This window comes from Methylophaga sp. F7 (assembly GCF_056863975.1).
The window spans coordinates 677,127-703,205 of sequence record NZ_CM166511.1 but is presented as its reverse complement, the minus strand read 5'-3'; the positions used below and the strand labels follow the sequence as shown (position 1 = coordinate 703,205).

The 26,079-nt window shown below is 46.7% G+C and carries 25 protein-coding genes and 1 other RNA gene; 4 read left to right on the top strand and 22 right to left on the bottom strand.

Translation table 11 applies throughout. The features are described from left to right. Window positions 1-26: 26 nt before the first annotated feature. The 17 genes from ftsA to rsmI form a co-directional block, all read right to left on the bottom strand. Window positions 27-1,277, bottom strand: coding sequence for a cell division protein FtsA (ftsA, locus tag AC08OG_RS03635; protein ID WP_292357850.1), 1,251 nt, complete (start codon window positions 1,275-1,277; stop codon window positions 27-29). Next, a complete protein-coding gene (locus AC08OG_RS03630; protein ID WP_292357848.1) occupies window positions 1,277-2,062 on the bottom strand; it encodes a cell division protein FtsQ/DivIB in 786 nt (261 codons plus the stop codon). The genes ftsA and AC08OG_RS03630 overlap by 1 nt, the downstream gene beginning before the upstream one ends. After that, entirely contained in the window at window positions 2,062-3,000 is a 939-nt protein-coding gene (locus tag AC08OG_RS03625) for a D-alanine--D-alanine ligase (protein WP_292357846.1), read from the bottom strand. Before AC08OG_RS03625 ends, AC08OG_RS03630 begins: the two co-directional genes overlap by 1 nt. Then, the gene (murB, locus tag AC08OG_RS03620; RefSeq protein WP_292357844.1) at window positions 2,997-3,887 is read right to left on the bottom strand and encodes a UDP-N-acetylmuramate dehydrogenase; all 891 of its coding nucleotides are present in this window, start codon (window positions 3,885-3,887) and stop codon (window positions 2,997-2,999) included. The genes AC08OG_RS03625 and murB overlap by 4 nt, the downstream gene beginning before the upstream one ends. Further along, complete coding sequence (gene murC / locus AC08OG_RS03615; protein WP_292357842.1) at window positions 3,887-5,305, bottom strand: UDP-N-acetylmuramate--L-alanine ligase; 1,419 nt, start codon at window positions 5,303-5,305, stop codon at window positions 3,887-3,889. Before murC ends, murB begins: the two co-directional genes overlap by 1 nt. After that, window positions 5,298-6,377, bottom strand: a complete 1,080-nt coding sequence (gene murG, locus AC08OG_RS03610; protein ID WP_292357841.1) for an undecaprenyldiphospho-muramoylpentapeptide beta-N-acetylglucosaminyltransferase — start codon at window positions 6,375-6,377, stop codon at window positions 5,298-5,300. Before murG ends, murC begins: the two co-directional genes overlap by 8 nt. Further along, complete coding sequence (ftsW, locus tag AC08OG_RS03605; protein WP_292357840.1) at window positions 6,374-7,513, bottom strand: putative lipid II flippase FtsW; 1,140 nt, start codon at window positions 7,511-7,513, stop codon at window positions 6,374-6,376. Before ftsW ends, murG begins: the two co-directional genes overlap by 4 nt. After that, a complete protein-coding gene (murD, locus tag AC08OG_RS03600; protein WP_292357838.1) occupies window positions 7,510-8,865 on the bottom strand; it encodes a UDP-N-acetylmuramoyl-L-alanine--D-glutamate ligase in 1,356 nt (451 codons plus the stop codon). The genes ftsW and murD overlap by 4 nt, the downstream gene beginning before the upstream one ends. Further along, window positions 8,862-9,944 carry a phospho-N-acetylmuramoyl-pentapeptide-transferase gene (gene mraY / locus AC08OG_RS03595; RefSeq protein WP_292357836.1) on the bottom strand — a complete coding sequence of 361 codons (1,083 nt, stop codon included), beginning with the start codon at window positions 9,942-9,944 and terminating at the stop codon, window positions 8,862-8,864. The genes murD and mraY overlap by 4 nt, the downstream gene beginning before the upstream one ends. After that, window positions 9,944-11,296, bottom strand: coding sequence for a UDP-N-acetylmuramoyl-tripeptide--D-alanyl-D-alanine ligase (locus AC08OG_RS03590; RefSeq protein WP_292357834.1), 1,353 nt, complete (start codon window positions 11,294-11,296; stop codon window positions 9,944-9,946). The genes mraY and AC08OG_RS03590 overlap by 1 nt, the downstream gene beginning before the upstream one ends. After that, window positions 11,293-12,813 carry a UDP-N-acetylmuramoyl-L-alanyl-D-glutamate--2,6-diaminopimelate ligase gene (locus AC08OG_RS03585; RefSeq protein ID WP_292357832.1) on the bottom strand — a complete coding sequence of 507 codons (1,521 nt, stop codon included), beginning with the start codon at window positions 12,811-12,813 and terminating at the stop codon, window positions 11,293-11,295. The genes AC08OG_RS03590 and AC08OG_RS03585 overlap by 4 nt, the downstream gene beginning before the upstream one ends. After that, on the bottom strand, window positions 12,810-14,519 hold the full coding sequence (locus AC08OG_RS03580; protein WP_292357830.1) for a peptidoglycan D,D-transpeptidase FtsI family protein: 1,710 nt from the start codon (window positions 14,517-14,519) through the stop codon (window positions 12,810-12,812). The genes AC08OG_RS03585 and AC08OG_RS03580 overlap by 4 nt, the downstream gene beginning before the upstream one ends. Further along, window positions 14,516-14,809 carry a cell division protein FtsL gene (gene ftsL / locus AC08OG_RS03575; RefSeq protein WP_292357828.1) on the bottom strand — a complete coding sequence of 98 codons (294 nt, stop codon included), beginning with the start codon at window positions 14,807-14,809 and terminating at the stop codon, window positions 14,516-14,518. The genes AC08OG_RS03580 and ftsL overlap by 4 nt, the downstream gene beginning before the upstream one ends. Further along, window positions 14,806-15,744 (bottom strand): 16S rRNA (cytosine(1402)-N(4))-methyltransferase RsmH, encoded by a 939-nt coding sequence (gene rsmH / locus AC08OG_RS03570; RefSeq protein WP_292357827.1) that lies wholly within the window; start codon window positions 15,742-15,744, stop codon window positions 14,806-14,808. The genes ftsL and rsmH overlap by 4 nt, the downstream gene beginning before the upstream one ends. Before the next feature lie 9 nt (window positions 15,745-15,753). Beyond that, window positions 15,754-16,206 carry a division/cell wall cluster transcriptional repressor MraZ gene (gene mraZ, locus AC08OG_RS03565; RefSeq protein WP_292357825.1) on the bottom strand — a complete coding sequence of 151 codons (453 nt, stop codon included), beginning with the start codon at window positions 16,204-16,206 and terminating at the stop codon, window positions 15,754-15,756. A 281-nt stretch (window positions 16,207-16,487) separates the two neighbouring features. Further along, window positions 16,488-16,840, bottom strand: an RNA gene (gene rnpB / locus AC08OG_RS03560) — RNase P RNA component class A. A 24-nt stretch (window positions 16,841-16,864) separates the two neighbouring features. After that, on the bottom strand, window positions 16,865-17,710 hold the full coding sequence (gene rsmI, locus AC08OG_RS03555) for a 16S rRNA (cytidine(1402)-2'-O)-methyltransferase (protein ID WP_292357823.1): 846 nt from the start codon (window positions 17,708-17,710) through the stop codon (window positions 16,865-16,867). Window positions 17,711-17,801: 91 nt separating this feature from the next. On the opposite strand from rsmI, the gene AC08OG_RS03550 reads away from it, so the two are divergent. Genes AC08OG_RS03550 through AC08OG_RS03540 form a run of 3 tightly spaced genes read left to right on the top strand, consistent with a single transcriptional unit; the run spans window position 17,802 to window position 20,634 of the window. Next, the gene (locus AC08OG_RS03550; protein WP_292357821.1) at window positions 17,802-19,661 is read left to right on the top strand and encodes a penicillin-binding protein activator; all 1,860 of its coding nucleotides are present in this window, start codon (window positions 17,802-17,804) and stop codon (window positions 19,659-19,661) included. Window positions 19,662-19,666: 5 nt separating this feature from the next. After that, entirely contained in the window at window positions 19,667-20,023 is a 357-nt protein-coding gene (locus AC08OG_RS03545) for a YraN family protein (protein WP_292357820.1), read from the top strand. A 38-nt stretch (window positions 20,024-20,061) separates the two neighbouring features. Beyond that, window positions 20,062-20,634 (top strand): BON domain-containing protein, encoded by a 573-nt coding sequence (locus AC08OG_RS03540; RefSeq protein WP_292357818.1) that lies wholly within the window; start codon window positions 20,062-20,064, stop codon window positions 20,632-20,634. A 40-nt stretch (window positions 20,635-20,674) separates the two neighbouring features. On the opposite strand, the gene hemJ is transcribed toward AC08OG_RS03540, so the two are convergent. Beyond that, window positions 20,675-21,100, bottom strand: a complete 426-nt coding sequence (gene hemJ / locus AC08OG_RS03535) for a protoporphyrinogen oxidase HemJ (protein WP_292357816.1) — start codon at window positions 21,098-21,100, stop codon at window positions 20,675-20,677. Between the two features lie 61 nt (window positions 21,101-21,161). On the opposite strand from hemJ, the gene AC08OG_RS03530 reads away from it, so the two are divergent. Then, window positions 21,162-21,539 (top strand): PilZ domain-containing protein, encoded by a 378-nt coding sequence (locus tag AC08OG_RS03530; protein WP_292357815.1) that lies wholly within the window; start codon window positions 21,162-21,164, stop codon window positions 21,537-21,539. 8 nt (window positions 21,540-21,547) lie between these two features. Here the strand turns inward: AC08OG_RS03530 and radA are convergent, their stop codons facing one another. From radA to rplI, 4 genes are all read right to left on the bottom strand, one after another. Then, window positions 21,548-22,936 carry a DNA repair protein RadA gene (radA, locus tag AC08OG_RS03525; RefSeq protein WP_292357813.1) on the bottom strand — a complete coding sequence of 463 codons (1,389 nt, stop codon included), beginning with the start codon at window positions 22,934-22,936 and terminating at the stop codon, window positions 21,548-21,550. Next, window positions 22,929-24,017, bottom strand: a complete 1,089-nt coding sequence (gene alr / locus AC08OG_RS03520) for an alanine racemase (protein ID WP_292357811.1) — start codon at window positions 24,015-24,017, stop codon at window positions 22,929-22,931. Before alr ends, radA begins: the two co-directional genes overlap by 8 nt. After that, window positions 24,014-25,426 carry a replicative DNA helicase gene (gene dnaB, locus AC08OG_RS03515; protein WP_014706209.1) on the bottom strand — a complete coding sequence of 471 codons (1,413 nt, stop codon included), beginning with the start codon at window positions 25,424-25,426 and terminating at the stop codon, window positions 24,014-24,016. Before dnaB ends, alr begins: the two co-directional genes overlap by 4 nt. Before the next feature lie 100 nt (window positions 25,427-25,526). Further along, window positions 25,527-26,072, bottom strand: coding sequence for a 50S ribosomal protein L9 (gene rplI, locus AC08OG_RS03510; protein WP_349676187.1), 546 nt, complete (start codon window positions 26,070-26,072; stop codon window positions 25,527-25,529). Between the last annotated feature and the right edge of the window lie 7 nt (window positions 26,073-26,079).

The following is a 26,079-nucleotide window of genomic DNA, read 5'->3' as shown; positions in this document are numbered from 1 at the left end:
CCTCTTTATTTACTAACAAGGCTTGCTCAGAAATTGCCCTGAAACCAACTTTTCATTCTGGCAAGCATTCCTTTAAAACCATCCGAGATCACAGATTCACTGTGTCCGGTACTCACTTGTTCATTTCCAAACAGTAATAAACCCACACCTGTGGCGTGGATTGGATTACGTACTACATCTACTAAACCACCAACATGCTGGGGTACACCAAGCCTTACCGGCAAATGGAAAACTTCTTCTGCCAGTTCGATTGCACCTTCCATTTTTGAACTGCCTCCGGTCAATACCACTCCGGCAGCTAACATTTCTTCAAAGCCACTGCGACGCAGTTCAGCCTGTACCAGCATTAATAATTCTTCATAACGTGGTTCAACCACTTCGGCCAGTGTCTGTCTCGCCAGTTGACGAGGAGGTCTGTCTCCGACACTTGGCACTTCTATGGTTTCATCTTCCCGTGCCAGTTGTGTCAGTGCACAGGCATATTTGATTTTGATTTCTTCGGCATACTGGGTGGGCGTACGTAAGGCCACCGCAATATCATTAGTAACCTGATCGCCAGCGATCGGAATCACAGCGGTATGACGTATGGCACCATCAATAAACACGGCAATATCCGTTGTACCTCCACCGATATCGACGATGCAGACACCGAGTTCTTTCTCGTCCTGTTCCAGTACCGAGTAGCTGGAAGCCATCTGTTCCAATATGATTCCATCAACAATCAATCCACAGCGCTCGATACATTTGGTGATGTTTTGAGCGGCACTGACAGCCCCGGTAATCAGATGCACTTTGGCTTCCAGCCGTACTCCTGACATGCCGATAGGCTCACGTATACCTTCCTGGTTATCGATAATGAATTCCTGAGGCAATACATGCAGTAATTGCTGATCGCCAGGGAAATGAACTGCCCGAGCGGCATCCAGTACCCGGTCCAAATCGCCCTGTGTCACTTCCTTATCTCGAATGGCTACGGTGCCATGTGAGTTCAGACTACGAATATGACTCCCGGCAATCCCGGCAAATACAGAGTGGATCTGGCATCCAGCCATCAGCTCGGCTTCTTCTACCGCTCGCTGAATGGATTGCACAGTAGATTCAATATTGACCACTACCCCTTTTTTCATGCCTCTGGCCGGATGCGAACCGATACCGATAATTTCCAGTTTATTGTCATTGGGACCGGCATCCAGAATCGGCGCTGCCACGATCGCTACCACTTTGGAAGTGCCGATATCCAGTCCGACAATCAGTTCTCTTTCAATTCGTTTCGACATTACACAATTCCATTAAAATCAGGTTGCTTACCGGTTTTCCAAACAACTGCAAGTCCGTTGGTGTAGCGCATATCCACAATTTTGATTTGATCGCGGTAACTGGCCAACGGGCCTTCAAATACTCGAATAAATCGGGCTAATCGCTGCTCACTTTCTGCACGTCCCAATTGCAGCTGCATATCATCTGTAAATTTCACCTGCCAGGAACGGCGCTCATCCATGGTCAGACTTTTCACCCTTAATCCAAGCGAATCTACAGACTGCTGAATAGTCACCAGTTGCCGTGACATCAACTCACTGCTGCCTTCAGGCCCAAATAACTGAATAAGTCCGGCAGGCATTTTTCCGCTCTCGGGATAAAACACCTGGCCACGTGTATTGACCAGACCATCTTCATTCCACAATGCAATTGCCTGATGCTCACTGACCATTAAATGCAAGGTATCCGGCCAAACACGTCTTACCTGTATTTGTGATACCCAGGGAAGTGCTTCACCTGCCGCACGAATTCCTGCCACGTTTACATCAAGGAAACTACCGGTCACATATGGGGTTACCGCCTCAATCAAATCCTGTTTATCGGTATTGATTAATTCACCTTCTACCGTGACATGCTGAATCGGCAGCGTATCTGTGTTGTTTAAATAAACGACACCGACAATCAGTATCAACAGAACCAACACAGTACTGACATTTCGCAAGTTACTTTGCCAGTTCATTTGTTCGCGTGGTTTCACCACACGGGTCCGTGTTGCTCCGGCTTTTGGACGTTGTCTGATAGCCATCAGCGTTTGCCCTCCAGACTGCTCTTTAATACCTGCCCAACCAGATTTTCAAAACTGATTCCTGCCTGACGAGCTGCCATTGGCACCAGGCTGTGGTCAGTCATACCGGGCACACTATTCGCTTCCAACAAGTAAAAATCACCTTGCTGATCCGCCATAACATCAATGCGTCCCCAGCCAGACATGTTGAGCGCATTGAAAGCGTTGATTGCCAATTGCTGACAGCGTTTTTCATCAGCATCACTTAAACCACACGGGCACAAATATTCGGTTGAATCCGCCAGATACTTGGCTTCAAAGTCGTAAAACTCTCTGGGTGTTGTTAATCGAATAACCGGCAGCGCTTCTCCATTCAAAATGCTCACCGTGTATTCCGCCCCATGCACCCATTGTTCAGCGATAACTTCATCGTCATAGTCAAAAGCAAGGCTGATGGCTTGTTGCAGTGCTTCGGTTGATGTCACCTTACTCATACCGATGCTGGAACCTTCGTTGACCGGCTTGATGACTATCGGCAAACCCAATTCTTCAACAATTTTCTGAGGGTTGGACTGACGATTTAAGCGCACATATTTTGGTGTTGGTAAACCCTGACTTTGCCAAATCTGTTTGCTCAAACGTTTATTCATTGACAGTACCGCACCGGTGATGCCGCTACCGGTATAAGGAATTTGCAATGACTGCAAAACACCCTGAATTTCACCGTCTTCACCGCCACGGCCATGCAGGATAATAAATGCCCGATCAAATTTATCCTGACGCAAACGTTCACTAACCGTTTTATCTACATCCAGCTCAACAGCATTGACTCCGAGTGACTGTAAAGCAGCTAATACCGCACGGCCGCTTTTCAACGAAATCTCACGTTCTGCTGAACGTCCACCCATCAACACAGCAACCCGACCAAAACTTTGTGGAGTAATATTTATTTCACTCATGCGTGCTCTCCGATAATGTGAACTTCGGGGATCAATCGCACTTTTGTCTCTGCTTCTACACGTTGTCTGACTAAATTAATCAAATCTTCAATATCAGCCGCGCTGGCAGCCCCGTCATTGACAATAAAGTTGGCATGTTTTGGCGACACACTTGCCCCGCCAACTCGCAATCCCTTCAAACCGCACTGCTCGATTAAGCGCCCGGCATAATCGCCTTGTGGATTACGAAATACTGAACCGGCACAAGGTTGATTAGTGGGTTGGCTGTCGTTGCGTTTTTTCAGTAGCTGTTTAATTAATGCAGTTTCAGCTTCTGCATCTCCCAGCTGTAGCTCCAATGTGGCTGAGACAAACCATTCTTTTTCTGGCAGTTCGACATGACGATAGGCAACCTTAAAGTCACTGGCTGAACGCTTTTTCAACTCGCCCTGACGCGTTACGGTTGTTGCCTCTTTGACCAACTGCCAGGTTTCCCAGCCATGAGCACCGGCATTCATCGCCAATGCACCACCAAATGTGCCTGGAATACCTGCCAGAAAGGCTGCACCACTTAAACCCTGTTTGGCGGATTGCTTGGCAACTTTGCTGCAGTAAACACCTACTTCTGCGGTAACTCTTTGATCATCTATATCCAGCGCCTGCATGGTTCCGGCCATGCTGATAACCGTGCCAGCAAAACCGCCATCGCGTATTAATAAATTGCTCCCCAAGCCTAACCATAATAAGGGTTCATCAGCTGGCAACTGGCGTAAAAAAGACGCCAGATCATTTTTATCTTTTGGCTGATAAAAACGCTTTGCTATTCCGCCAACTCGCCATGAAGTGTGCTGAGATAACGGCTCATTTATTTTCAATTCGCCTTGCAACTCGTTAAACATGGAGACCATTAGCTCATCTCCTCAAGTTGTTGATCCAACTCTTTAGCGATGGTTCCGATATCGCCCGCACCAAGGGTAAGCAATAGATCCTGATCCTTTAGTAATCCCGGAAGAACAGAAAACAAGGCTTGTTTATCTTCCACAAATACCGGTTCAACCTGTCCACGCAATCGTATGGCACGGCATAAACTGCGAGCATCAGCACCCGCAATTTTATTTTCGCCTGCAGGGTAAACTTCCAGCACAACCAAAACATCTATCGTTGACAGCACACGGGCAAAATCTTCGAACAAATCACGCGTTCTGGTATATCGATGTGGCTGGAAAACAACCACTAAACGACGATCCGGCCAGCCCCCGCGGCTAGCGGCAACTGTCGCTGCAATTTCTGTAGGATGATGACCATAATCATCTACCAGTAACACCTGCCCCTGGCCGATGGTTTTCTCGCCAAGAATATTGAAGCGTCTGCCAACACCATCAAACTTCAATAGCGCCCGTTGGCAAGCGGCTACGTCAACACCCAAGTTACGGGCGACGGCTAAAGCAGCTGTCGCATTGAGTGCATTGTGCAGACCGGGCATATTTAAACGAACCTGATATTGCACACCACTTTGAGCTTCACTGACTGTAAACTCACTTTGCCCCTGGTACTGCTGCAGATCACTGATTCTAAAGTCGGCTCTTTCATCCTGGCCATAGGTTGTAATGGGACGAGTCACTTCAGGCAATATGCTCTGAACCTCTTCATCATCTATGCATAACACCGCAAGACCATAAAACGGCAAGTGATGCAGAAATTCAATAAAAGTGGCTTTAAGCTTTTCAAAATCCCCTTCGTAGGTCGCCATATGATCATCATCAATATTGGTCACAATGGCGATCATCGGCTGCAGGTATAAAAAGGACGCATCACTTTCATCTGCTTCAGCGACTAAATAACGTCCGGTACCTAATCTTGCATTGGACCCCGCACTGTTTAATCGACCACCTATCACAAAGGTTGGATCCAACTCGCCTTCACTTAACAATGCAGCAGTTAAGCTGGTTGTAGTGGTTTTACCATGCGTACCCGCCACGGCAATGCCATAACTGAAACGCATTAATTCAGCCAGCATCTCTGCACGAGGCACTACTGGAATACGCTGTTCACGAGCCGCCATAACTTCAACGTTGTCAGCGCTCACTGCGGTTGTTACTACTACCACATCAGCACCTTTAAGGTATTCCGCGTCATGACCAATCATGATGTTGGCTCCAAGCTGGCGCAGGTGTTGAATCAAACTGTTTTCATTCAAGTCCGAACCACTGACCTGATATCCCAGATTCAGCAGTACTTCGGCAATTCCGCCCATACCGACACCACCAATTCCGATGAAATGGATATGTTTGACCCGACTTTGCATTGCTGAGGTTAATTTAGCCATTTGCCCACTCCAGACAGATATCTGCTATCTGCATTGCTGTTCCGGGGTTTGCCAATGTTCTTGCCTGTATTGCCATTTGTTCCAAATGTTTTCGGTTTGCCAGTAATGGCCGTATTACTGCTGCCAGATCTTTTGCGTTAAGTGCTGAATCGGCTATAAGTAATGCAGCGCCTGCGTCTTTTAATGCCTGAGCATTGTGAGTCTGGTGGTCATCTACTGCATACGGATAAGGCACCAGAATTGCCGCGATACCTGTTGCTGCGACCTCGGCCACGGTCAGTGCACCTGCCCGGCAAATTATCAGATCTGCCTCGCTATAGGCTTTCGCCATATCGTCAATAAACTGGGTGACCGTACCCGCTACTCCTGCCTGTTCATAAGCAAGCTGACAGTCAGCCAGATGTTTTTCACCACATTGATGAATGACATTGATTGTGTGTTCTTTACTGAGTAATGCCAGCGTCTGCGGTACAACCTGATTTAAACTTTTTGCTCCCAGACTGCCACCTAGCACCAATAGTTTTAACGGTTTCTGAGCCCGTGCCTGATAGCGAATCTGTGGCTCAGGTAACTGTTCAATTTCTTTTCTAACTGGATTGCCAACCCATCTGGTTTTCTTACTGCTAACAAAACTGTTTTCAAATCCCTGCAATACCTGTTTGGCAATTTTTGCCAGCAAGCGATTTGTTAATCCGGCAATAGCATTTTGTTCATGTATCAATAACGGTTTGCCGGAAAGCCATGCTGCCAGACCACCTGGGCCTGAAGCAAAACCTCCCAGGCCGATCACCACATCAGGCTGAAAACGTTTAATCACTTTTCTGGATTCGAGCACTGCACGTAAGATCCTTAACGGCGCTACCAGCCAACCGAAAAGGCCATTGCCACGTAAGCCTTTAATCGGAATTAAATTTAATTTAAAGGAAGCTGCTGGTACTAAACGGGATTCAATACCACGCTCTGTGCCAATCCATTCAACATCCACCGAACGTGAACGCAGTTCTTCAGCCACAGCTAATGCTGGAAATACATGTCCGCCAGTTCCACCAGCCATAATTAATACGCGAGTCATCGTTTGACCCTCGCTGACGCTTTTTCTGGTTGACGGGTTTCCAGATCTACTCGCAATAACAGGCCAATGGCAACACAAACAATAACCAGACTACTACCGCCATAACTCATTAATGGCAATGTGAGGCCTTTGGTAGGTAACACGCCCATATTGACGCCAATATTGACGCAAGCTTGTAACCCCAGCCATACCGAAATGCCAAAGGCGACTTGTGCGCCGAATAATTGACCCGCTTCTTCTGCTGCTCGGCCTATCGCCAACGCACGCCAAATCATGGTCAGAAACAAAGCGATTACTGCCACAGCACCAATCAACCCGAGTTCTTCTGCCAGAATTGAAAATAAAAAATCTGTATGTGCTTCGGGCAGATAAAACAATTTTTGCATGCTGCTGCCTAAACCCACTCCCAGCCAATCACCGCGACCAAATGCAATTAGTGCCTGCGTTAACTGGAAACCGCTTCCAAACGGATCGGCCCAGGGATCCATAAAACTTTGTAGACGTTGCAGACGGTAAGGCGCCAGCCAGACCATCATAGTAAACAACCCTGCCAGAATGGCGATCAATCCAATAAATACGTCTAATCTGGCACCGCCCAGAAACATCATCACCAATACGGTGGACAAAATGACGACGATGGAGCCCATATCAGGCTGCATTAACATCAATACTGCTGCTACGCTCAACAAAAGTAATGGAGACAATACCTTTAATAAGGATGTGTTTAGTTGTCCATGATGGCGTTGCAGATAATCTGCCACGTAAATAATGGCAAACAATTTAATCAGTTCGGCTACCTGAAGGTTGACTGGCCCCAAAGGTAACCAACGTGAACTACCGTTAACTTCTCTGCCGATCCCAGGAATCAAAACCAATACTAATAGACCAACACCAACCATCAACAACATCGGTGCCATTTGTTGCCAATGAGACAATCTTATCGACATCACACACCAGGCAAAAAACAATCCAAGCCCGGCAAAAGCCAGTTGCCTGATAAAGAAATATAATGGTTGTCCGGTTTTGTTCTCAGCAATGGTAATGGAAGCTGAACACACCATAATCAAACCAATCAACAATAAGGCCAATGCGGCCATTAAAAGCTTTGAATCGAAGTAGGTGCTTACACGACTCATGCCGCCAACTCCCTGACAGCCTGTTCAAAATGGTCGCCACGATCAGCGTAATTGGCAAACTGATCAAAACTCGCGCAGGCTGGTGAAAGCAGAACCTGTTGACCCATTTGTGCAGAAATATTTGCCGCCTGAACTGCAGCTTTCATATCTGCTGCAAAATGGACCTGAACCGTTTCCGGTACATGTTTGGCTATTTCTTCAGCAGATTGACCAATCAACACGATAGTGCTGACATAGTCATTGAGGATCGGTCTTAACGGCGCAAAATTCTGTCCTTTGCCAACACCACCGGCAATCAAAACAATCTTGCCATTCTCTGCAATACCCTCTATTGCAGCGATACTGGCGCCAACGTTAGTGGCTTTAGAATCATTAAACCAGCGTACTCCGTGTAATTCGCGTACAAACCGACAGCGATGTGGCAGCCCTTTGAACTCTTTTAAGGCTTTTAACATGGCATCCATCGGCAGGCCCATTACAGACCCCAGAGCTAATGCCGCCAATGCATTGGCAATATTATGGCTACCGGCAATTTTCATATCACTGACCAGCATTAACGGCGTATCGCCTTCAGCCAGCCAGAGATGTCCTCTCTGGGTCAGTACACCAAACTCATAACCGGTTGATTCATGCAGACTGAAACCAAGCTGATCTCTTCCAGCCTCAGCCATCGCAGAGACAATAGGATCATCTCGGTTTATCACCATGACACCGCTACCGTTATAAACCCTTTGTTTAGCACGCTGGTAATCTTCGATCGAATCGTAACGATCCAGATGATCGGGACTGACATTGAGTATCACTGAAGCAAATGCATTCATAGAATGCACTGTTTCCATCTGAAAACTGGACAACTCAAGTACATAGAAATCTGGAGCAGGATCAGTCAACAAATCCAATGCCGGTGTACCAAGATTCCCGCCAACTGCAACTTTTTTATCGGCCATTTGTGCCATTAAACCGACTAAGGTGGTGACGGTACTTTTACCATTCGAACCGGTTATTGCAATGATGGGGGCGTTGGCGTGGCGTGCAAATAACTCAATATCACCAATAATCTCAATCCCGGCTTCTGCTGCCTGTTTAATCTGGGGCAAACGCGGATCAACGCCGGGGCTCAATACAATACTGTCAGCTCGCATTAACCAATCGGCAGGGATACCACCCGTTTTCACGACAACTTCTGGATAGTCTTTTTGCAGAGCATTCAGACAGGTAGGTTTTTCACTGCTATCAATTACCGCCACAGCATTACCCTGCTGCAATAAAAACCGTGCGCATGACAATCCTGTCTGCCCAAGTCCAACAATCAGGCTGTAATGAGAACTATGTTGCTGTAATTCTGCTGTCATCGTATTTTCAACGTCGCTAAACCGACCAGCACCAGAAATACGGTGATGATCCAAAATCGAACAATAATGCGGGGTTCCGGCCAGCCTTTTAATTCATAGTGATGATGAATTGGCGCCATCAAGAACACTCGCTTGCCACGTAATTTATATGAGGCCACTTGAATCATTACTGACAGAGTTTCAATGACAAAAACCCCGCCCATAATCAGTAATACCAATTCCTGGCGTACCAGAACCGCAACCGTTCCCAGCGCTGCGCCCAGTGCCAAAGCACCGACATCACCCATAAAAACCTGGGCTGGATAGGTGTTAAACCAGAGGAATCCCAATCCAGCACCCACCATTGCGGCACAGAATACGGTTAATTCTCCAGCCCCAGGGATATGTGGAATTTGCAGATAATTGGCAAACTCAAAGTGTCCTGCAACATAACTGAATAGCCCTAACGCTGCCGCGACCATTACCGTAGGCATAATCGCTAAACCATCGAGACCATCTGTCAGATTCACAGCATTACTACTGCCAACTATGACCAAATAGACCACCAGCAGATACCATGCCCCCAGAGGGATAATGATTTCTTTAAAAAATGGCACGATAAGCTGCGTTTCGGCGGGTGTCTGTACTGTCATGTACAGAAATATTGCAGCCCCCAAACCCACTACTGATTGCCAGAAATATTTATAACGGCTTAACAGTCCTTTGGGATCCTGACGAACCAGCTTGATGTAATCATCAACAAAGCCAATTGTGCCAAACAGCAGCGTAACCAGTAACACCACCCAAACGTAACGGTTTGTCAGATCAGCCCACAGTAGGGTACTGACGGCAATTGCAACCAGTATTAAAGAACCGCCCATGGTGGGCGTACCGGTTTTACTGATATGGGATTCAGGTCCATCATTTCTGACCACCTGGCCAATCTGTCTGAAACTGAGATGTCGGATCATCGTAGGACCCACAATCAGGGCAATTCCCAATGCGGTCATTACCCCTAAAATGGCCCGTAATGTCAGATATTGAAAGACATTAAAGCCGGTGTAATACTGGCTCAGATATTCACTCAGTATTAACAGCATCAGGCTTCTCCTCCAACGGCCAGTGCATCCGCCAGCTTATCCAGCTTCATAAAGCGAGAGCCTTTAATCAAGCACGCCACATCTTTATTCAGTGCATTTTTCAGTTCCGCTTCCAACTCTGACAGCTCATTGAAATGCTGTGCATTATCAGCAAACTCTGCCGAGGCCAGCTGGCTTTGCTGCCCAATGGTAAACAACCGTTTCACACCAGCTGCCTGTGCATCTCGACCTAACTGTTGATGAATAGCAGTACTTTCTGGTCCGAGCTCGCCGAAATCACCCAGTACCAACCAATGTTCCCCCGGGAACTGCATCAAAGTTTGCAGGGCCTGACGAAACGATCCGGGATTAGCATTGTAGGTATCATCAATCACTAATGCGTTATTAACCGCTTCGCGTAATTGCAAGCGATGCGGAACAGCTTTGATTGCAGCCAAACCTTTAACAATTGCTTCCGGCTCAATGCTGAGCGCTGAACATACCGCAATGGCCGCTAAGGCATTGCTGACATTATGAATTCCGGGTAACGGTAAAAAGATAAAATGACAAACCCCATCCAGTCGCACCATAAAATGACTACCGGTAATGGCTAACTGCAGGTCTAATGCGACAATATCTGCGGGTTGCTGCAGCCCAAAGCTGATGTGTTGGCGCGCTCCGAGTATTTGTTTCCATAAATCGCCATAAGGCATATCGGCATTGATTACCGCAACGCCATCAGCTTTCAGGCCGGCATAGATTTCACCTTTTGCTTCAGCCACGCCCTGCAATGAACCAAAACCTTCGAGATGCGCTGCGCCGACATTATTGATTACAGCAACATCGGGCTCCGCCATGGCAACCAGAGTGGCAATCTCACCTGAATGATTTGCGCCCATTTCGATCACCGCATAATCGTAGCTATCATTAAGACGCGTCAGGGTAAGCGGAACACCAAGATTATTATTCAGATTTCCTTTTGTAGACAAAACGTTGCCAGATTGCGCCAGAATGGATGAAATCATTTCCTTAAGCGTGGTTTTACCGTTACTACCTGTTACCGCGACAACTTTTGCATGACTGTTTTCCCGCCATAGTCTGGCAATCGCTCCGTAGGCTTTGGTGACATCATCAACCACAATCTGAGGCAGTTCATTGGCAATATACCGATTAACTAATGCCCCACTTGCACCCGCCAAACGTGCCTGCTCTATAAAATCATGGCCATCCATATTCTCGCCGGACAGCGCGACAAACAAATCACCATTTTCAATCTGACGGCTATCAATCTTGCTGCCTGTCATCACGGCATCTTCGCCGTGTAACTCGGCGTTCAGTTGCTCAGCAATTTTGCTCAGGTGAATAGTGGTCATAAAGTTACCCTTGTTGCTGAGTGACGTTTGTGTATGGCCTGCATCGCTATCTCGTTATCATTAAAAGGTGTTTTTACGCCAGCGACTTCCTGAAATTGTTCATGGCCTTTTCCGGCTATAAGGACCATGTCATCAAGAGCAGAATCGATAATGGCGTATTCGATCGCTAGCTTTCTATCAGCTTCAATATGAATATCTGCTTGTTTGTGGCAACCAGCCAGGATCTGCTCGATGATTTTCATACTTTCCTCACCACGCGGGTTGTCATCAGTAACGACCAGTTTGTCGGCTAACTCACTGACGATTTTCCCCATCAAAGGCCGTTTGCCTTTGTCGCGTTCACCGCCACAACCAAATACACACCAGAGTTTCGAACGACTTTCCATATGTTGACGCATACCCAGCAGAGCTTTTTCCAATGCATCTGGAGTATGGGCAAAATCAATCACAACTGATGGTTGCAGACTGCTCGCCAACAGTTGCATGCGTCCATTTACACTGGTTAATTGATTTAATCCGTCGGCAATTTCATCCGTTGACCAACCAACTAACGCAAGTACACCGGCGGTTGCCAATAGATTTTCGACATTGAATCTGCCGAGTAAACGGGTTTGAATGGCCACTGTTTGCTGCGCATTATGTAAATTGAATTGCAAGCCATTAGTTGTCGCCTGAATATCACTGGCAAACACATTTGCTTTGGAATTACTGCAGCTATACTCCACACTGTTAATCTGATTTTTTTTAAGTAAAGACAATATCTGCTGACCAAAGTCATCGTCAGCATTGACTACTGCAGCCTCTAGCGATGCAAAATCAAATAAACGTTGTTTTGCCGCCGCGTACTCCAACATACTCTGGTGATAATCAAGATGATCCCGACTTAAATTGGTCAATACGGCATAGTTAATATCAACAAAATTCAGCCGTCCCTGTTCCAAAGCATGTGAAGATGCTTCCAGAGCGACGTACTGGATTCCGTTGTCACGCATTTCTGCAAGCATTGCTTGTAAACGCACGGGGTCCGGCGTTGTCATGCCGTGATCTTTTATCTCAGTTAGTCTTCCACTGCCCAATGTTCCTATAACACCACAAGGTTGACCGGCGTTTTCCAGTGCCTGAGCGATAAACTGGGTGACAGAAGTTTTACCATTGGTACCGGTGACCGCTATGACCGTCATTGTTGCCGAAGGATATTGATAGAATGCCGCAGCCAGGCGAGCGGTTTGCTCCTTCAAATCATTAACAGCAACCATTTCAATTTGCCGTTGTTGCAGATGTTTTCTCAGCTCTGGTTTCAAAGGTGCTTCTGCTGAATAGCAAACAGCTGCAATTTCGGCTTTAGCTGCCTGCTTAATATGTTGGTCTCGGATTTCCAGATCTGTAGCTAAGGCAAAAAACAAATCTCCTGATTTGAGCCGACGGCTATCCAGACTCAGACCGCTAACCACTGTTGTCGACACCGTGTCACTATCAACCAGTTGCATTAAATCAATAAGACGCATTTGATAGTTCATTGATGCGCCACCTGTAATTGCGTTTGGGGAAGTGCATCAGGCGCAATATTCAGTAAACGCATGGCACCCACCATAACATCAGCAAATACTGGTGCGGCTACTGCACCACCGTAATACTCTTCGCCTGTTGGTTCATCAATCACCACCACCATTGCCAAGCGGGGATTTTTGGCCGGTATCAAACCAGCAAACAGCGATTGATACTCACTCTCGGTATACCCTCCCGCCATAGCTTTTTTAACCGTGCCGGTTTTTGCGGCTACACTGTAATTTGGTACCGCCGCCCGTTGGGCAGTCCCACCTGGAAGCACAACCAATTCCATCAAACCGCGTACGGTTTCCATTAAATCTTTGGAAAAAACTCGACGTCCCTTGGGTGTTTTATCCTGTTTGATAAACGTGACATTGCGCATAATGCCGCCATTACCAATGATGGTATAAGCTCTGGCGAGTTGTAACGTATTTGTTGCCAATCCATAACCGTAAGCCAGCGTGGCCCGATCCAAGGTTCGCCATGTCCGCGGATCAGGTAAAGTTCCCATGGCTTCCCCCGGGAAATAGGCGCCACTTTCAGCGCCCATGCCAAAACTGGCAAAATCCTGCCACAATTCCATTGGTTCAAGTTCCAACGCAATTTTGCTGGCCGCAACATTACTCGACTTTTGAATTGATGTGGCCAAATTAATGATGCCGTAATCGCGGAAATCACGGATAGTATGCCCACTGACCCGCATCGTACCTGGATGTGTATTGATCATCGTGTTGAGATCAAATTTGCCTGATTTCAAACCACTGGCAACGGTAAAAGGTTTTACTGTTGAACCTGGTTCAAACAGATCGGTCACAGCACGATTACGTAAGTCAGCCGACTGCACACCATAACGATTATTTGGATTAAAAGCTGGTTGATTAACCATCGCTAAGACTTCACCAGTCTGAACATCCAGAATCACCGCAGAGCCTGATTTCGCACCATGCTTATCAACCGCGTTTTTAAGCGCGTTATAACTCAGATACTGCAAACGCAAATCGATACTTAACTGGATGTTTTCACCAGCTTTTGCCGGGCGAATAGGATCGCCACCACCAACAAAATTACCTTTACTGTCTCGCACCATGCGACGCAGTCCAGGTACACCGGTCAGTAATGGCTCGTAGGTAAGTTCCAGTCCTTCCTGACCAACATCATCAATATTGGTAAAGCCCACCACATGGGCTGTTACTTCACCTGTTGGATAATAGCGTTTGTATTCGCGTTGCAACGCAACGCCACCAATTTTTAATTGTTTTACCTGATCCGAGATTTCCGGCTTGACCCGACGTTTTAAATAAAGAAATTCACGTTCAGGGTTCTGATAAATCCGTTGACGAATATTATTGGCATCAATGCCCAGAATAGAAGCTAATTTGGTCAGCTTTGGATCTTCTGCATCTGTTACCTGAGGGTTTAACCAAACAGAATGGACTGGGGTACTTATCGCCAAAGGTTCGCCATGACGATCCAGAATCATTCCCCGATGGGCCACAATTGGAACATTACGCAGATGCCGGGCATCGCCTTGGTTACGCAGAAAATCAGGGTTTAACACCTGAATATCCACCAGTCGCCATAACAGACCCAGACCAATCAGGATAAAGGACAGTCTGACCAGATTCAGCCGCCAGCTGCCGGTTTGCTGATATCCGTTTTGCTTGCGCCGACTCATGGTTTGACCACCACGGTTTGTTCATTACTGGGTACCTGCATATTCAGGCGGGTACGGGACTGCTGTTCAACTCTGGCTGGACTGGCCCATGTGCTCTGTTCCAGTAACAATTTGCCCCACTCTTCATTCAATTGATCACGTCTGTTTTCCAATTGCTGCAACGCGACAAATTCGCTACGACCCGCATGCTTGGTATAGATCACTGCAACTGATGAGACCAGCACCAATAAAGTCATGACTAGCACAGGCAAATCAATACGGATATGTTCGAAAAACGTAGGCCAGATCATGCAAGTTTCTCCGCCACACGTAAGACCGCACTGCGAGAGCGAACATTCACCGATAACTCAGCTTCATCCGCTTTGATGGCCTTGCCGATAATTCTAAGACGAGGATTTAATTGGTCTGCTGTCACCGGAAAATGCGCGGGCAAATCATCACCTTTCGCCTGGTCGCGGAAAAAACGTTTGACGATGCGATCTTCCAGCGAATGAAAACTGATAACGACCAATCTACCGCCCACAGCCAGGATCTCTAAAGCCTGTTCCAGTGCACTGGTTAATTCTTCCAGTTCACTATTGATGAAAATACGAATGGCCTGGAAAGTACGCGTCGCCGGATGTTTGAATTTATCGCGGGTTGGACTCGCTTTATCCACCAAATCAGCCAACTGTTTTGTTGTGGTGATAGGGGTATGTTCACGTGTTTCCACAATGGCGGAAGCAATACGTTTACCGTAACGTTCTTCACCCAGCGTTTTAATCACAGTAGCAATTTCGCTCATTTCAGCACTGGCAAGCCATTCGGCCGCACTCATGCCGGATGTCGGATCCATCCGCATATCCAATGGGCCATCATGTTGAAAACTGAATCCACGTTCAGCCTCATCAAGTTGTGGTGAAGACACACCGATATCCATCAAAATACCGTTTACCTTCCCTTGCCAGAGCCGGGAATGGATAACCGTTGAAAGTTCAGAGAAAGCACAATGTTCAATCGCAAAGCGCGTATCCATTTTCGCCAATGCCTGACCTGCTTCCACTGCAGTTGGATCACGATCCAATCCTAATAAACGACCGTTTGCTGAAAGTTGTTGGAGAATGGCACGAGAGTGACCACCACGACCAAAAGTCGCATCCACATAGATACCGTCAGGCTGAATAAACAGTCCCTCGACGGTCTCTTTCAAAAGGACCGGTTGATGTGTTGGGAGTTGGTTTGTCATGACTCCGCCCTATATCGACAGCGTTTCGAGTTCGGCTGGCAGTATTGCGTCAAAGTCTTCCTGAAGACATGCGTCCATCAATGTATTCCAGCTTTGTTCATCCCACAGCTCAAACTTGTTTCCCTGACCAATCATCACGATATTTTTATCTAAACCTGCGAATTCACGTAGTTTTGCCGGCAACAAGATGCGACCGTTGCTATCCATTTCACACTCGGTGGCATAGCCGAGCAGCATGCGTTTGAGGCGACGAACCTGAGGATTCAAACTTGGTAGCGCAGATAGTTTTTGTTCAACCGTTTCCCATTCTGGCAGTGGATAAACCTGTAGACAGTGGTCTGAGTGATCGATGGTGATCACCAAACGGCCCTCGCAGCAGACATCAAGATGCTTACGGAACTTGGCTGGAATGGCCATCCGTCCTTTTGCATCCAGATTGAAAGTTGCTACGCCTCGAAACACTGTTAGTCCTCAAATTGAAGGATCCACAAAGATCCACTTTTCCCCACTTTCCGACACTATAGGAGTGCAACATAACGAAGTCAAGCATCAAAATTAAGAAAATCCTCTTTTTACGACAAGGACTTAGCGCAATTTCATGAAAGTGGGGAGAAAGTGGATCAAGGTGAAAACGAGGACTTATTTCTTATCAAAAAACTGGCATCGGAAGTTAAAGTAGATTCTAGAATAAAGGCAGAATTTGACTCGCAGAAAAAATATTTTCAGATGGGTGAAACAGAAAAAGTTTGAGATGGCCGATAAGCCGGGTTCTGTCGTGGACAATCATTCATCTGGGACAGATGTCACCATCTGCCTCAAGCAACCTACCCGGGAACCATGCGGGCCGCATGTCATGCCGAAGCATTTGTTCCTCTATTTGGTCTTGCTCCTGGTGGGGTTTACCATGCCACTTCTGTTACCAGAAGCGCGGTGCGCTCTTACCGCACCCTTTCACCCTTACCTGAACTTACATTCAGGCGGTTTACTCTCTGTTGCACTGGCCGTGGACTTACGTCCCCCAGGCGTTACCTGGCACCTTACCCTTTGGAGCCCGGACTTTCCTCACTTTTGCAAGCGCGATTGTCTGGCCATCTCAACGCACTATTTTACCGGAGCAGCATTATTTTTGCTGAAGTTTCAACGCCATTTCATAGGCTTTGTTTTTCTTGATACCGAGAATGGAGGCTGTAATGGCAGCAGCCTGTTTTAAAGACACCTCATCTAGCAGGATTTGTAACACTCTGACCTCTTCCGCCTCATCGCTATCGACAACTGCCGCCTGCCCCTCAACCAGCAACACAATCTCGCCTTTTTGGTGATTAGCATCATTGATAACAACGTCCACTAACTCTGCCAAAGGCAAGGTGACAATGGTTTCAAACATTTTGGTCAGCTCACGTGCCAGACAGGCTTTTCGATCGCCACCAAAGACTGTCAACATATCCTGCAAACTGGCTACCATGCGTTTAGGGCTTTCATAAAAAATCAGCGTACGGGGCTCATTTGCCAGACTTTTTAGGGCCTGGAGGCGTGCGGTCGATTTTGGTGGTAAAAAGCCTTCAAAGGCAAAGCGTTCTGCAGATAATCCTGAAGCGGATAACGCAGCGATAACGGCACACGCGCCCGGAATAGGAATTACTTTAATTCCCTGTTCACGCGCCATATTGACCAATCTATAACCAGGATCACTGATTAAGGGTGTGCCGGCATCCGAAATCAGAGCAATTGATTCACCTGCGGCAATGCGTGATAACAATAATTCACTGCGTTGCTGTTCATTGTGTTCATGCAATGAAATAGTGGAGGTTTCAATTCCATGATGCTGCAACAGATATTTGCTATGGCGGGTATCTTCAGCGGCAATCACATCTACTGAGGACAGAACTTCAATAGCGCGCGCTGAAATATCCGCCAGATTTCCAATTGGGGTGGCAACGATATAAAGTGCGGCTGTTGTATCTTTCACGGTAACTATCCTGAAAAAAATATTGATTCTGGTCGTAATATACGCGAACAGGTAAGATGATGCCTTCTCCGAACTAAATTTGATGTAGCTTATGACGCAACGATTTTCCGCCCTGTTTATGTTGTTGGTATTACTGGCTTTAACCGCCTGCCAACCGATATCAATGGATACCAAACCATCAGCCCCAGAGATGACGTCGTTAATTTCTGAAGCAGAAAAACAGGGGGATTATGCGGTTGCTGCAGAAGATTATCTTGCCCAAGCAGCGGAATCTGAAGGTGCACTCAAATCGGCATTTCAATATCGCGCGGCAATGATGCAGTATGAGTTAGGTGAACTGGCTGAAGCAGATGCACTGCTCGCTGAAACCAACCTCGAACAACTTTCCTCACGTGAACAACTCACAGCCAATATGCTGCGCGCAGATATCGCCTTATTGAATCTGGATGGTCAGCAAGCACTAACCCATTTGGACAAGATTGATTTTGACAGTGCCAATGAAGCACAACAAAAACGCATTCTGGAACTGAGAATCACCGCTTACGATTTGACTGAAAACATGCTGGAAAAGGCTCTGGCTCATATCAAGTTAGATCCAATGCTGCCTGAGAGCGAACGGGAAAATAACCATCTCGCGTTGTGGCAGACATTACTGAAAATGACTCCACAGGCATTGGATTTATACAATCCTGGCCAACCACCCGCTGAAGATAGTGGTTGGTTTGCTCTGGCGTATGCCTTTAAGGCTTATGAAAATAATCCCGAAGCCATGGAAGTTGCGATTGAAGACTGGCAATACAGTTATCCAAATCACCCGGCTGATATTGAACAATTAAAAAAATCTATCAAAACGCCTCTTCGCCTTCCTCAACAACTGGATTTGATTGGTATCCTGTTACCTGATTCCGGCCCGGCGGCAAACGCTGCTCAAGCTATTCGTCAGGGCATCATTGCTGCCCATTTCAACGCTCGTTCCAATGTACGTTTGCAATTTTACGATGTTCAAACCGATAACAATGCTAATTCCAATAACGTGATATCACAATACGATAAAGCCGTTGCTGATGGTGCAAATATCGTTATTGGGCCGCTGGATAAAACCTCCGTTGAGTTGCTTGCGGCACATGACACATTAACGATTCCTGTGCTGGCTCTTAACCGAATCAATGAAGATATTGAGCAGAATAATTTTTTCCAGTTTGCTCTGGCGCCTGAAGATGATGCACGAAACCAGGCGGAATATGCCAATAAAATGGGATATAAACGGGCAATTGTCTTAAGTCCCCGCAGTGATTGGGGGGACAGGGTTGCTGAAGCATTTACCAATGAATGGCGCGATTCAGGCGGGCAACTTGTCACTCGTGCTAAATATGATGAAGCAGAAAATGACTATTCTCATATTCTGACACCAATATTGGGAGTAGACAGCAGTGTTCAGCGTTACCAAAACCTGCGTCGCACACTGGGGAAATCCCTGGAATTCGAACCAAGAAGACGTCAGGATGTAGATTTTCTGTTTATGGTGGGCAGGCCTTTAAAAGCACGCCAGCTATTAACCCAGTTACGTTTTCACCGCTCAGGTAAATTGCCAATTCTCGCTACATCCCATGCCTATGGTGGTGAGGCTAATGCACAACAGGATATTGATCTGAATGGGTTAATTTTTACCGATATTCCCTGGATGTTTACCGAGCAATCACAACAGGATCCTGCCTATACTGCTGTGCGTCGACAGGCCTCTGGTGATGTCGGCAGCTTTATCCGTTTAGCAGCATTGGGGGTTGATGCCTATCGCATGATTCCTTTCCTGACAGCGATGAGTGGTTCAGAAGATGAAAAATATAATGGAGCCACAGGGATACTGACTATTAATGAACAGGGTCAGATTGAACGTACTATGTCCTTTGCCACCATACGTAATGGATTGATTGAACCATTAAACATTGAATAAAGCCTATGGCAGAACATCTCCAGTCTGGTAAGCAGGCAGAACAATTAGCCTGTAACTACCTGGAAAAGCAGGGTTTAAAGCTTGTGCAGCGAAATTTTTATTGTCGTCGGGGTGAGATTGATTTGATCATGCAGGATGGACAAACCTTAGTCTTTATTGAGGTGCGTTATCGTCGTAATGGTTATCATGGAAGCGCTCTGGAAAGTATTACAAGCCGTAAACAATCACGTATCATCACCACAGCCCAACATTATCTGATGCAATCGGGATGGGCACACAACTGTCGATTTGATGCCATCGCCATCACCGCAAATCAACCCGATCAAATATTATGGATTCGCGATGCTTTTCAACTAAACTAACAGCATTTTTCAGCACCCACCCAACGAGGAAAATATTCATGTACCAATTCAGACTGGTTTTCTTACTGATACCCATTTTATTGTTGCAAGCCTGTGCAGCAGCAGTTGTGGGCGGTGCAGCTACCACGGCTGCGGTTGCCTATGACCGTCGGACAGCAGGCGCCATCCTTGACGACCAAAGCATCGAAATCAAAGCCAAATATGCCATTTTCCAGGATAAAGATCTCTATAACCAGAGCAATATTAATGTGACCAGTTATAACGGCTTCGTATTGCTCTCCGGCGAAACACCTACTGAATCACTTAAACAAAAAGCTACTACTTTGGTTAAAGATATTCCTAAAGTACGCAAAGTCTACAATGAGCTGGCGATTTCAGGCCCTAGCGCTTTAACTTCCCGTAGCAGCGACAGCTGGATCACCACCAAGTTAAAAACAAAAATGACCCAGGACGAAAATGTTGACCCTTTTTATGTGAAAGTAGTGACAGAAAGAGGCATCGTTTATCTTATGGGTAAACTCACCAAGGCTGAGGCAGATCAGGCTGTAGCCGTTGCTCGCTCTACCAAGGGTGTATTACGCGTAGTAAAAATATTCGAATATATAGATTGATTAATCTGTGTCATCAAAGCCCCTCTCCGAGGGGCTTTTTTTAAAACGGTTTCACTACGGCCAGGATCATTACAGCAATTAAAATCAGTACAGGCATTTCGTTAAACCAGCGATAAAACACGTGACTGTGTTGATTTTTATCCGCGGCAAACTGTTTAAGCATTCGTCCACACATACCATGATATGCAAACAGTAATACCACCAGCGTCAGTTTGGCATGCAACCAGTGCATGGATTTTAATTGCTCCAGCGTGTAATAACTCATCAGCCAGATCCCCAGAACCAAAGCAACAATGGCACTTGGTGTCATGATGCCCCGGTAGAGTTTGCGCTCCATAATTTTAAAACGATCCCTGCCTTCCTGGTCTTCACACATGGCGTGGTACACATACAGCCTTGGTAAATAAAACAATGCGGCAAACCAGGTGACAACCGCCATTAAATGGAACGCTTTTACCCATAACATCTGCTATGACTCCTTATCAAAAAGAATGATAGTATCAGTCATATTAAACTGGAGATCACCGATGTCGGATGAACGAAGATATTTTAGTCGAATCCCTTTTACGGCGAATGCTCATATTTTAACGACTGAGGGTGATATGTATCTGAATTGTCGGGTCATTGATGTGTCACTTAATGGGCTGTTGATTGGCCGGCCAGAAAACTGGGCAGGCAAACTGACAGATCATTTTACCGTTGATTTGTTGCTCGACGAGGCACAGGTGGTGATTAAAATGCAGGCAGAAATGGCGCATATGGATGCCAACAGCATCGGTTTTCATTGCAAACTAATCGACCTTGACAGCATTACCCACCTGAAAAAACTGGTGGAATTAAATCTCGCTGACGAAGGCTTACTGCATCGCGAACTCTCGGCCTTAGTGGATATGCCCGAAAACTGAAGCCGTAATTACAACCAGCCATCTTTCAGTGCGTCAATGGCCTGTTGCAAATGATGTACAGCAATAACTTTAAGCCCTGGAATTGCTTTTCTTGGCGCATTGGCTGCAGGAACAAGTGCCACTTTAAAGCCATGTTTTCCTGCATCACGGATCCGTTCTTCCCCGGCCTGAACTGGCCGAATTTCTCCGGTTAGCCCCACTTCACCAAACACCACCCAGTCCTGCGGTATGGCTTTATTTCGTAAACTGGAAATCACCGCTGTCAGCACTGCCAGATCGGCACCGGTTTCGCTTAATTTCACGCCACCCACAACATTGATAAATACATCCTGATCATGGCAGGTAATACCACCATGTCTGTGTAGAATTGCCAATAACATGGCCAGACGATTTTGTTCCAGGCCGACTGAAACACGTCGTGGATTGCCCAACGGACTTTCATCAACCAGAGCCTGGACTTCAACCAGCATTGGCCGGCTGCCTTCTCGAATCACTGTAATCATACTGCCAGGAACGGCTTTTTCGCCTCGCGACAGAAATATCGCTGAAGGATTACTGACTTCTTTCAGGCCCAGCTCGGTCATGGCAAATACGCCGAGTTCATTGACCGCGCCAAAGCGGTTTTTGACAGCACGTAAAATACGGAACCGTGTCGAACTGTCACCTTCAAAATACAATACGGTATCAACCATATGCTCCAAAACCCTTGGCCCGGCTAAAGCTCCTTGCTTGGTAACATGTCCCACCAGAATCATCGTGATGCCACTGGATTTGGCAAACCTTACCAACTGGGCTGCACTTTCACGCACCTGTGCCACTGTTCCGGGCGCCGATTGCAACAATTCGGTAAATACCGTTTGAATCGAATCAATAACCATCACCTGCGGTTGACGCTGATGAGCAATAGCCATCATTTGTTCGGCATGAGTCTCTGCCAGTAAATCAACCGGGGTTTCCTGCAACTGTAAGCGTTCAGCACGCAAACGAATTTGCTGTAACGATTCTTCCCCACTGATATAAAGCGGATTAATACCACTAAGCTCGGCCATACTAGCCATAGCTTGCAGTAATAGAGTTGACTTACCAATCCCGGGATCGCCACCAATAAGCACGACAGAACCGGTTACCAGCCCTCCACCCAGAACCCGATCCAATTCCGGCAGTCCGGTAGACCAACGCACTGCCTGTTCAGAAGTAATGCTTTTTAATGCCTGTACAGTATTTTGTTGCTGGCCGGCATAACCCGTATGTTTGTTCATTGCCGTGGAAGGTTTGGCGCTACTCTGCACGGATTCTTCAAGACTGTTCCATGCACCGCAATCTGCACAGCGCCCAGCCCATTGTGGGGTCTGAGCGCCACACTCACGGCAGACATACACTCGCTTGGCTTTAGCCATTCAAATATTCCCTTTGAACTCTCGGTGTCACACAGGTTAATAATTCATAGGGTATGGTTCCGGCTTTATCGGCTAACCATTCAACCGCCAACTCGTTGGCCCCCCAGATAATCACCTCATCATCCAGTTGCGCCTGGGGACAATCATTCAGATTGACGCAGACGGTATCCATCGAGACGCGACCAATAATCGGCACATCTTTACCTCGAATCAAGACTTTGCCAAGATTGGATAAATGACGACTGTAGCCATCACCGTAACCAATACTGACCACGCCCATACGCACGGGTTTATCAGCGGTCCACTGACCGCCATAGCCGACTTCATCCCCAGCTTTTAATTGCTGCGTCGCAATCAATTTGGAGATCAATTGCATGACCGGCTTGAGTCCAACATCAGCCCCTGATTTATTGGCAAATGGTGAGGCGCCATACAACATCAGACCGGGCCTTATCCAGTCATAATGCGATTCAGGCAAACTTATAATCGCTGCTGAATTAGCCATACACACTGGCAAGCCTGTTGTTTCAGCCAGATTTTTCATAACCGTTAATTGTTGGATATTACGTGCATCATTTAATACATCCGAGTTGGCAAAATGACTCATTAAACCAAGCTTGCTCACCAGATCTGAACGTTGTTCAAGTGCATCAATAATCTTTATTACGTCCTGTTGCGGTAAACCTAGACGGTGCATACCGGTTTCCAACATCAGCCATAAAAAAGGTAATGGCTGATGGATTTGCGCTTTTAATAAAAACTCAAGATGCTGTTGCTGATGCAAGACCGGCGTCAACTCAAATTCAGCAGCCAACTGCCATTCTTCTAGGGTGCTGACACCTTCAAAAATGGTAATCGGCTGGACAAATCCATGTTTTCGTAACGTTAATGCTTCACTAAATCGGGCCACTGCAAATGCATCACTTTGCATGAGCGCCTGAGCAACCTGAATGACGCCGTGCCCGTAAGCATCAGCTTTAATGACCGACATCACTTTACTGTTTGGGGCGAAATGACGAACTTGTTGCAGATTATGTTTCAGTGCTGCCAGATCGATTCGGGCAAACGGATAGCGACTCACGATTCATTATCACCGTAATCTTGGTAGTACGCAGGGGCAAAGTTTTCAAACCGGGTGTATTTGCCCTGAAAGGTTAATGCCACGGTGCCAATAGGACCGTTACGCTGTTTACTGATGATGATTTCAGCTTTGCCTTTTTCTGCAGAATCTTCGTTATACACTTCATCACGATAGATAAACACAATGATATCGGCATCCTGCTCAATCGCACCTGACTCACGTAGATCCGACATAACCGGACGTTTATTTGGTCGCTGCTCCAGTGAACGGTTTAACTGGGATAACGCAATCACCGGCACATTGAGCTCTTTGGCCAGTGCTTTTAATGAACGGGAAATTTCTGAAATCTCATTGGTACGATTTTCTGCCTGACGACCGTTGGCACTGCCACTCATTAGCTGCAGGTAATCGACAATGATCAAACTCAGGCCATGCTCACGTTTTAAACGTCTCGCCCGGGCTCTCAGTTCAGAGGGAGTCAAACCACCGGTATCATCAATAAACAGCGGAGCTTCATTTAATAACGCTATGGCTGAGGTTAAGCGTGGCCAGTCATCATCGTTTAATCGACCAGTACGTAAACGATGCTGATCGATTCGACCTAGCGAAGACAACATCCGCATTGCTAATGAGTCAGCAGGCATTTCCATACTGAATACGGCAACGGGCTGTTTGCTGTGAATCGCGGCATTTTCAGCAATATTCATTGCAAAGGTGGTTTTACCCATCGACGGTCGACCAGCGATAATGACCAGATCGGCAGGCTGTAAACCAGATGTCTGATCATCAAAATCAATAAAGCCGGTTGGTAAACCGGTGATACCGCTATCCTGTTCAAACAGCGTATCAATTTTATCGACGACCTTACTCAGAACATCTTTGACCTGAATAAAACCCCCGCCACGTTTGGCACCTTTTTCTGCGATTTCAAAAACGCGTCGCTCAGCAGTATCGAGCATTTCTTCGCTATTACGGCCTTCAGGCGTAAATGCCATATTAGCAATATTATTACCAATCTGGATAAGCTGACGCAGAATCGAACGTTCACGAACGATCGAGGCGTAGGCTTTGATATTTGCAGCACTGGGAGTATTGCGCGCTAAGGCACCGAGATAAGCCAATTCACCGACTTTATCCAGTTCACCGCGCTGATTGTGCCATTCTGCCAACGTGATCACGTCTACAGGATTGGCTTGTTCCATTAATTCGGCTATGCCACGGAAAATAAGTTGATGGTCGTGACGATAGAAGTCCTGCTCAACCAGGAGATCAGATACCTGTTCCCAGGCACTGTTATCAAGCATCAAGCCGCCTAAGACCGATTGTTCAGCTTCAACTGAATGCGGCGGGACCTTCAGGGCCTGAGTTGCGCTGTCTTGATAGCTTTCTGGATAAGTTATCTGTTCCACAGCATTCGTCCAAGCTGGTTAAACAAGCATTTGATTCCATATTAGCGAATCACAAAATTACTGGGACATGGAACACCATGTCCCAATTTTTAACTAATTTTTACTGCTCTTGCTCTTTGGCAATCGCTTCTGCTTCTTCACGTGCAGCATCACGTGCTTTACGAGCTTCTTCAGCAGCAGCAATGGCAGCCAGCTCAGCTTCAGAAGTGATATTGACTTTCACACTCACAACAACATCAGCATGCAATTGCACATCAATGTTGTATTCACCAGTGTGGCGTAAAGGTCCTGTTGGTAAACGGACTTCATTACGGTCTACATCAGCGCCTTTTGCATTGACCGCATCAGCGATTTCTGCAGCAGTAACCGAACCGAATAATTTACCTTCAACACCAGCGTTAGCCATGATATCGACTTCACCAGCTGCAACCAGCTTTTTCTCACGTTCCTGAGCTGCAGTAAGTAATTTGGCAGCAGCCGCTTCAAGTTCAGCGCGACGAGCTTCAAATTTTTCTCTGTTGTTTTTGTTGGCAGGCAAAGCCTTACCCGCAGGAACCAGGAAGTTACGACCATAGCCAGCTTTTACACTAACTTCATCACCCAGATTACCCAGCTTTTGAACTTTTTCCAGCAAAATTACTTGCATCGTTCTA

Coding starts and splice junctions, on each gene's coding strand:
- ftsA (WP_292357850.1), bottom strand. CDS start 1,277: ATGTCGAAACGAATTGAAAGAGAACTGATTGTCGGACTGGATATCGGC.
- AC08OG_RS03630 (WP_292357848.1), bottom strand. CDS start 2,062: ATGGCTATCAGACAACGTCCAAAAGCCGGAGCAACACGGACCCGTGTG.
- AC08OG_RS03625 (WP_292357846.1), bottom strand. CDS start 3,000: ATGAGTGAAATAAATATTACTCCACAAAGTTTTGGTCGGGTTGCTGTG.
- murB (WP_292357844.1), bottom strand. CDS start 3,887: ATGGTCTCCATGTTTAACGAGTTGCAAGGCGAATTGAAAATAAATGAG.
- murC (WP_292357842.1), bottom strand. CDS start 5,305: ATGGCTAAATTAACCTCAGCAATGCAAAGTCGGGTCAAACATATCCAT.
- murG (WP_292357841.1), bottom strand. CDS start 6,377: ATGACTCGCGTATTAATTATGGCTGGTGGAACTGGCGGACATGTATTT.
- ftsW (WP_292357840.1), bottom strand. CDS start 7,513: ATGAGTCGTGTAAGCACCTACTTCGATTCAAAGCTTTTAATGGCCGCA.
- murD (WP_292357838.1), bottom strand. CDS start 8,865: ATGACAGCAGAATTACAGCAACATAGTTCTCATTACAGCCTGATTGTT.
- mraY (WP_292357836.1), bottom strand. CDS start 9,944: ATGCTGTTAATACTGAGTGAATATCTGAGCCAGTATTACACCGGCTTT.
- AC08OG_RS03590 (WP_292357834.1), bottom strand. CDS start 11,296: ATGACCACTATTCACCTGAGCAAAATTGCTGAGCAACTGAACGCCGAG.
- AC08OG_RS03585 (WP_292357832.1), bottom strand. CDS start 12,813: ATGAACTATCAAATGCGTCTTATTGATTTAATGCAACTGGTTGATAGT.
- AC08OG_RS03580 (WP_292357830.1), bottom strand. CDS start 14,519: ATGAGTCGGCGCAAGCAAAACGGATATCAGCAAACCGGCAGCTGGCGG.
- ftsL (WP_292357828.1), bottom strand. CDS start 14,809: ATGATCTGGCCTACGTTTTTCGAACATATCCGTATTGATTTGCCTGTG.
- rsmH (WP_292357827.1), bottom strand. CDS start 15,744: ATGACAAACCAACTCCCAACACATCAACCGGTCCTTTTGAAAGAGACC.
- AC08OG_RS03550 (WP_292357821.1), top strand. CDS start 17,802: ATGACGCAACGATTTTCCGCCCTGTTTATGTTGTTGGTATTACTGGCT.
- AC08OG_RS03545 (WP_292357820.1), top strand. CDS start 19,667: ATGGCAGAACATCTCCAGTCTGGTAAGCAGGCAGAACAATTAGCCTGT.
- AC08OG_RS03540 (WP_292357818.1), top strand. CDS start 20,062: ATGTACCAATTCAGACTGGTTTTCTTACTGATACCCATTTTATTGTTG.
- hemJ (WP_292357816.1), bottom strand. CDS start 21,100: ATGTTATGGGTAAAAGCGTTCCATTTAATGGCGGTTGTCACCTGGTTT.
- AC08OG_RS03530 (WP_292357815.1), top strand. CDS start 21,162: ATGTCGGATGAACGAAGATATTTTAGTCGAATCCCTTTTACGGCGAAT.
- radA (WP_292357813.1), bottom strand. CDS start 22,936: ATGGCTAAAGCCAAGCGAGTGTATGTCTGCCGTGAGTGTGGCGCTCAG.
- rplI (WP_349676187.1), bottom strand. CDS start 26,072: ATGCAAGTAATTTTGCTGGAAAAAGTTCAAAAGCTGGGTAATCTGGGT.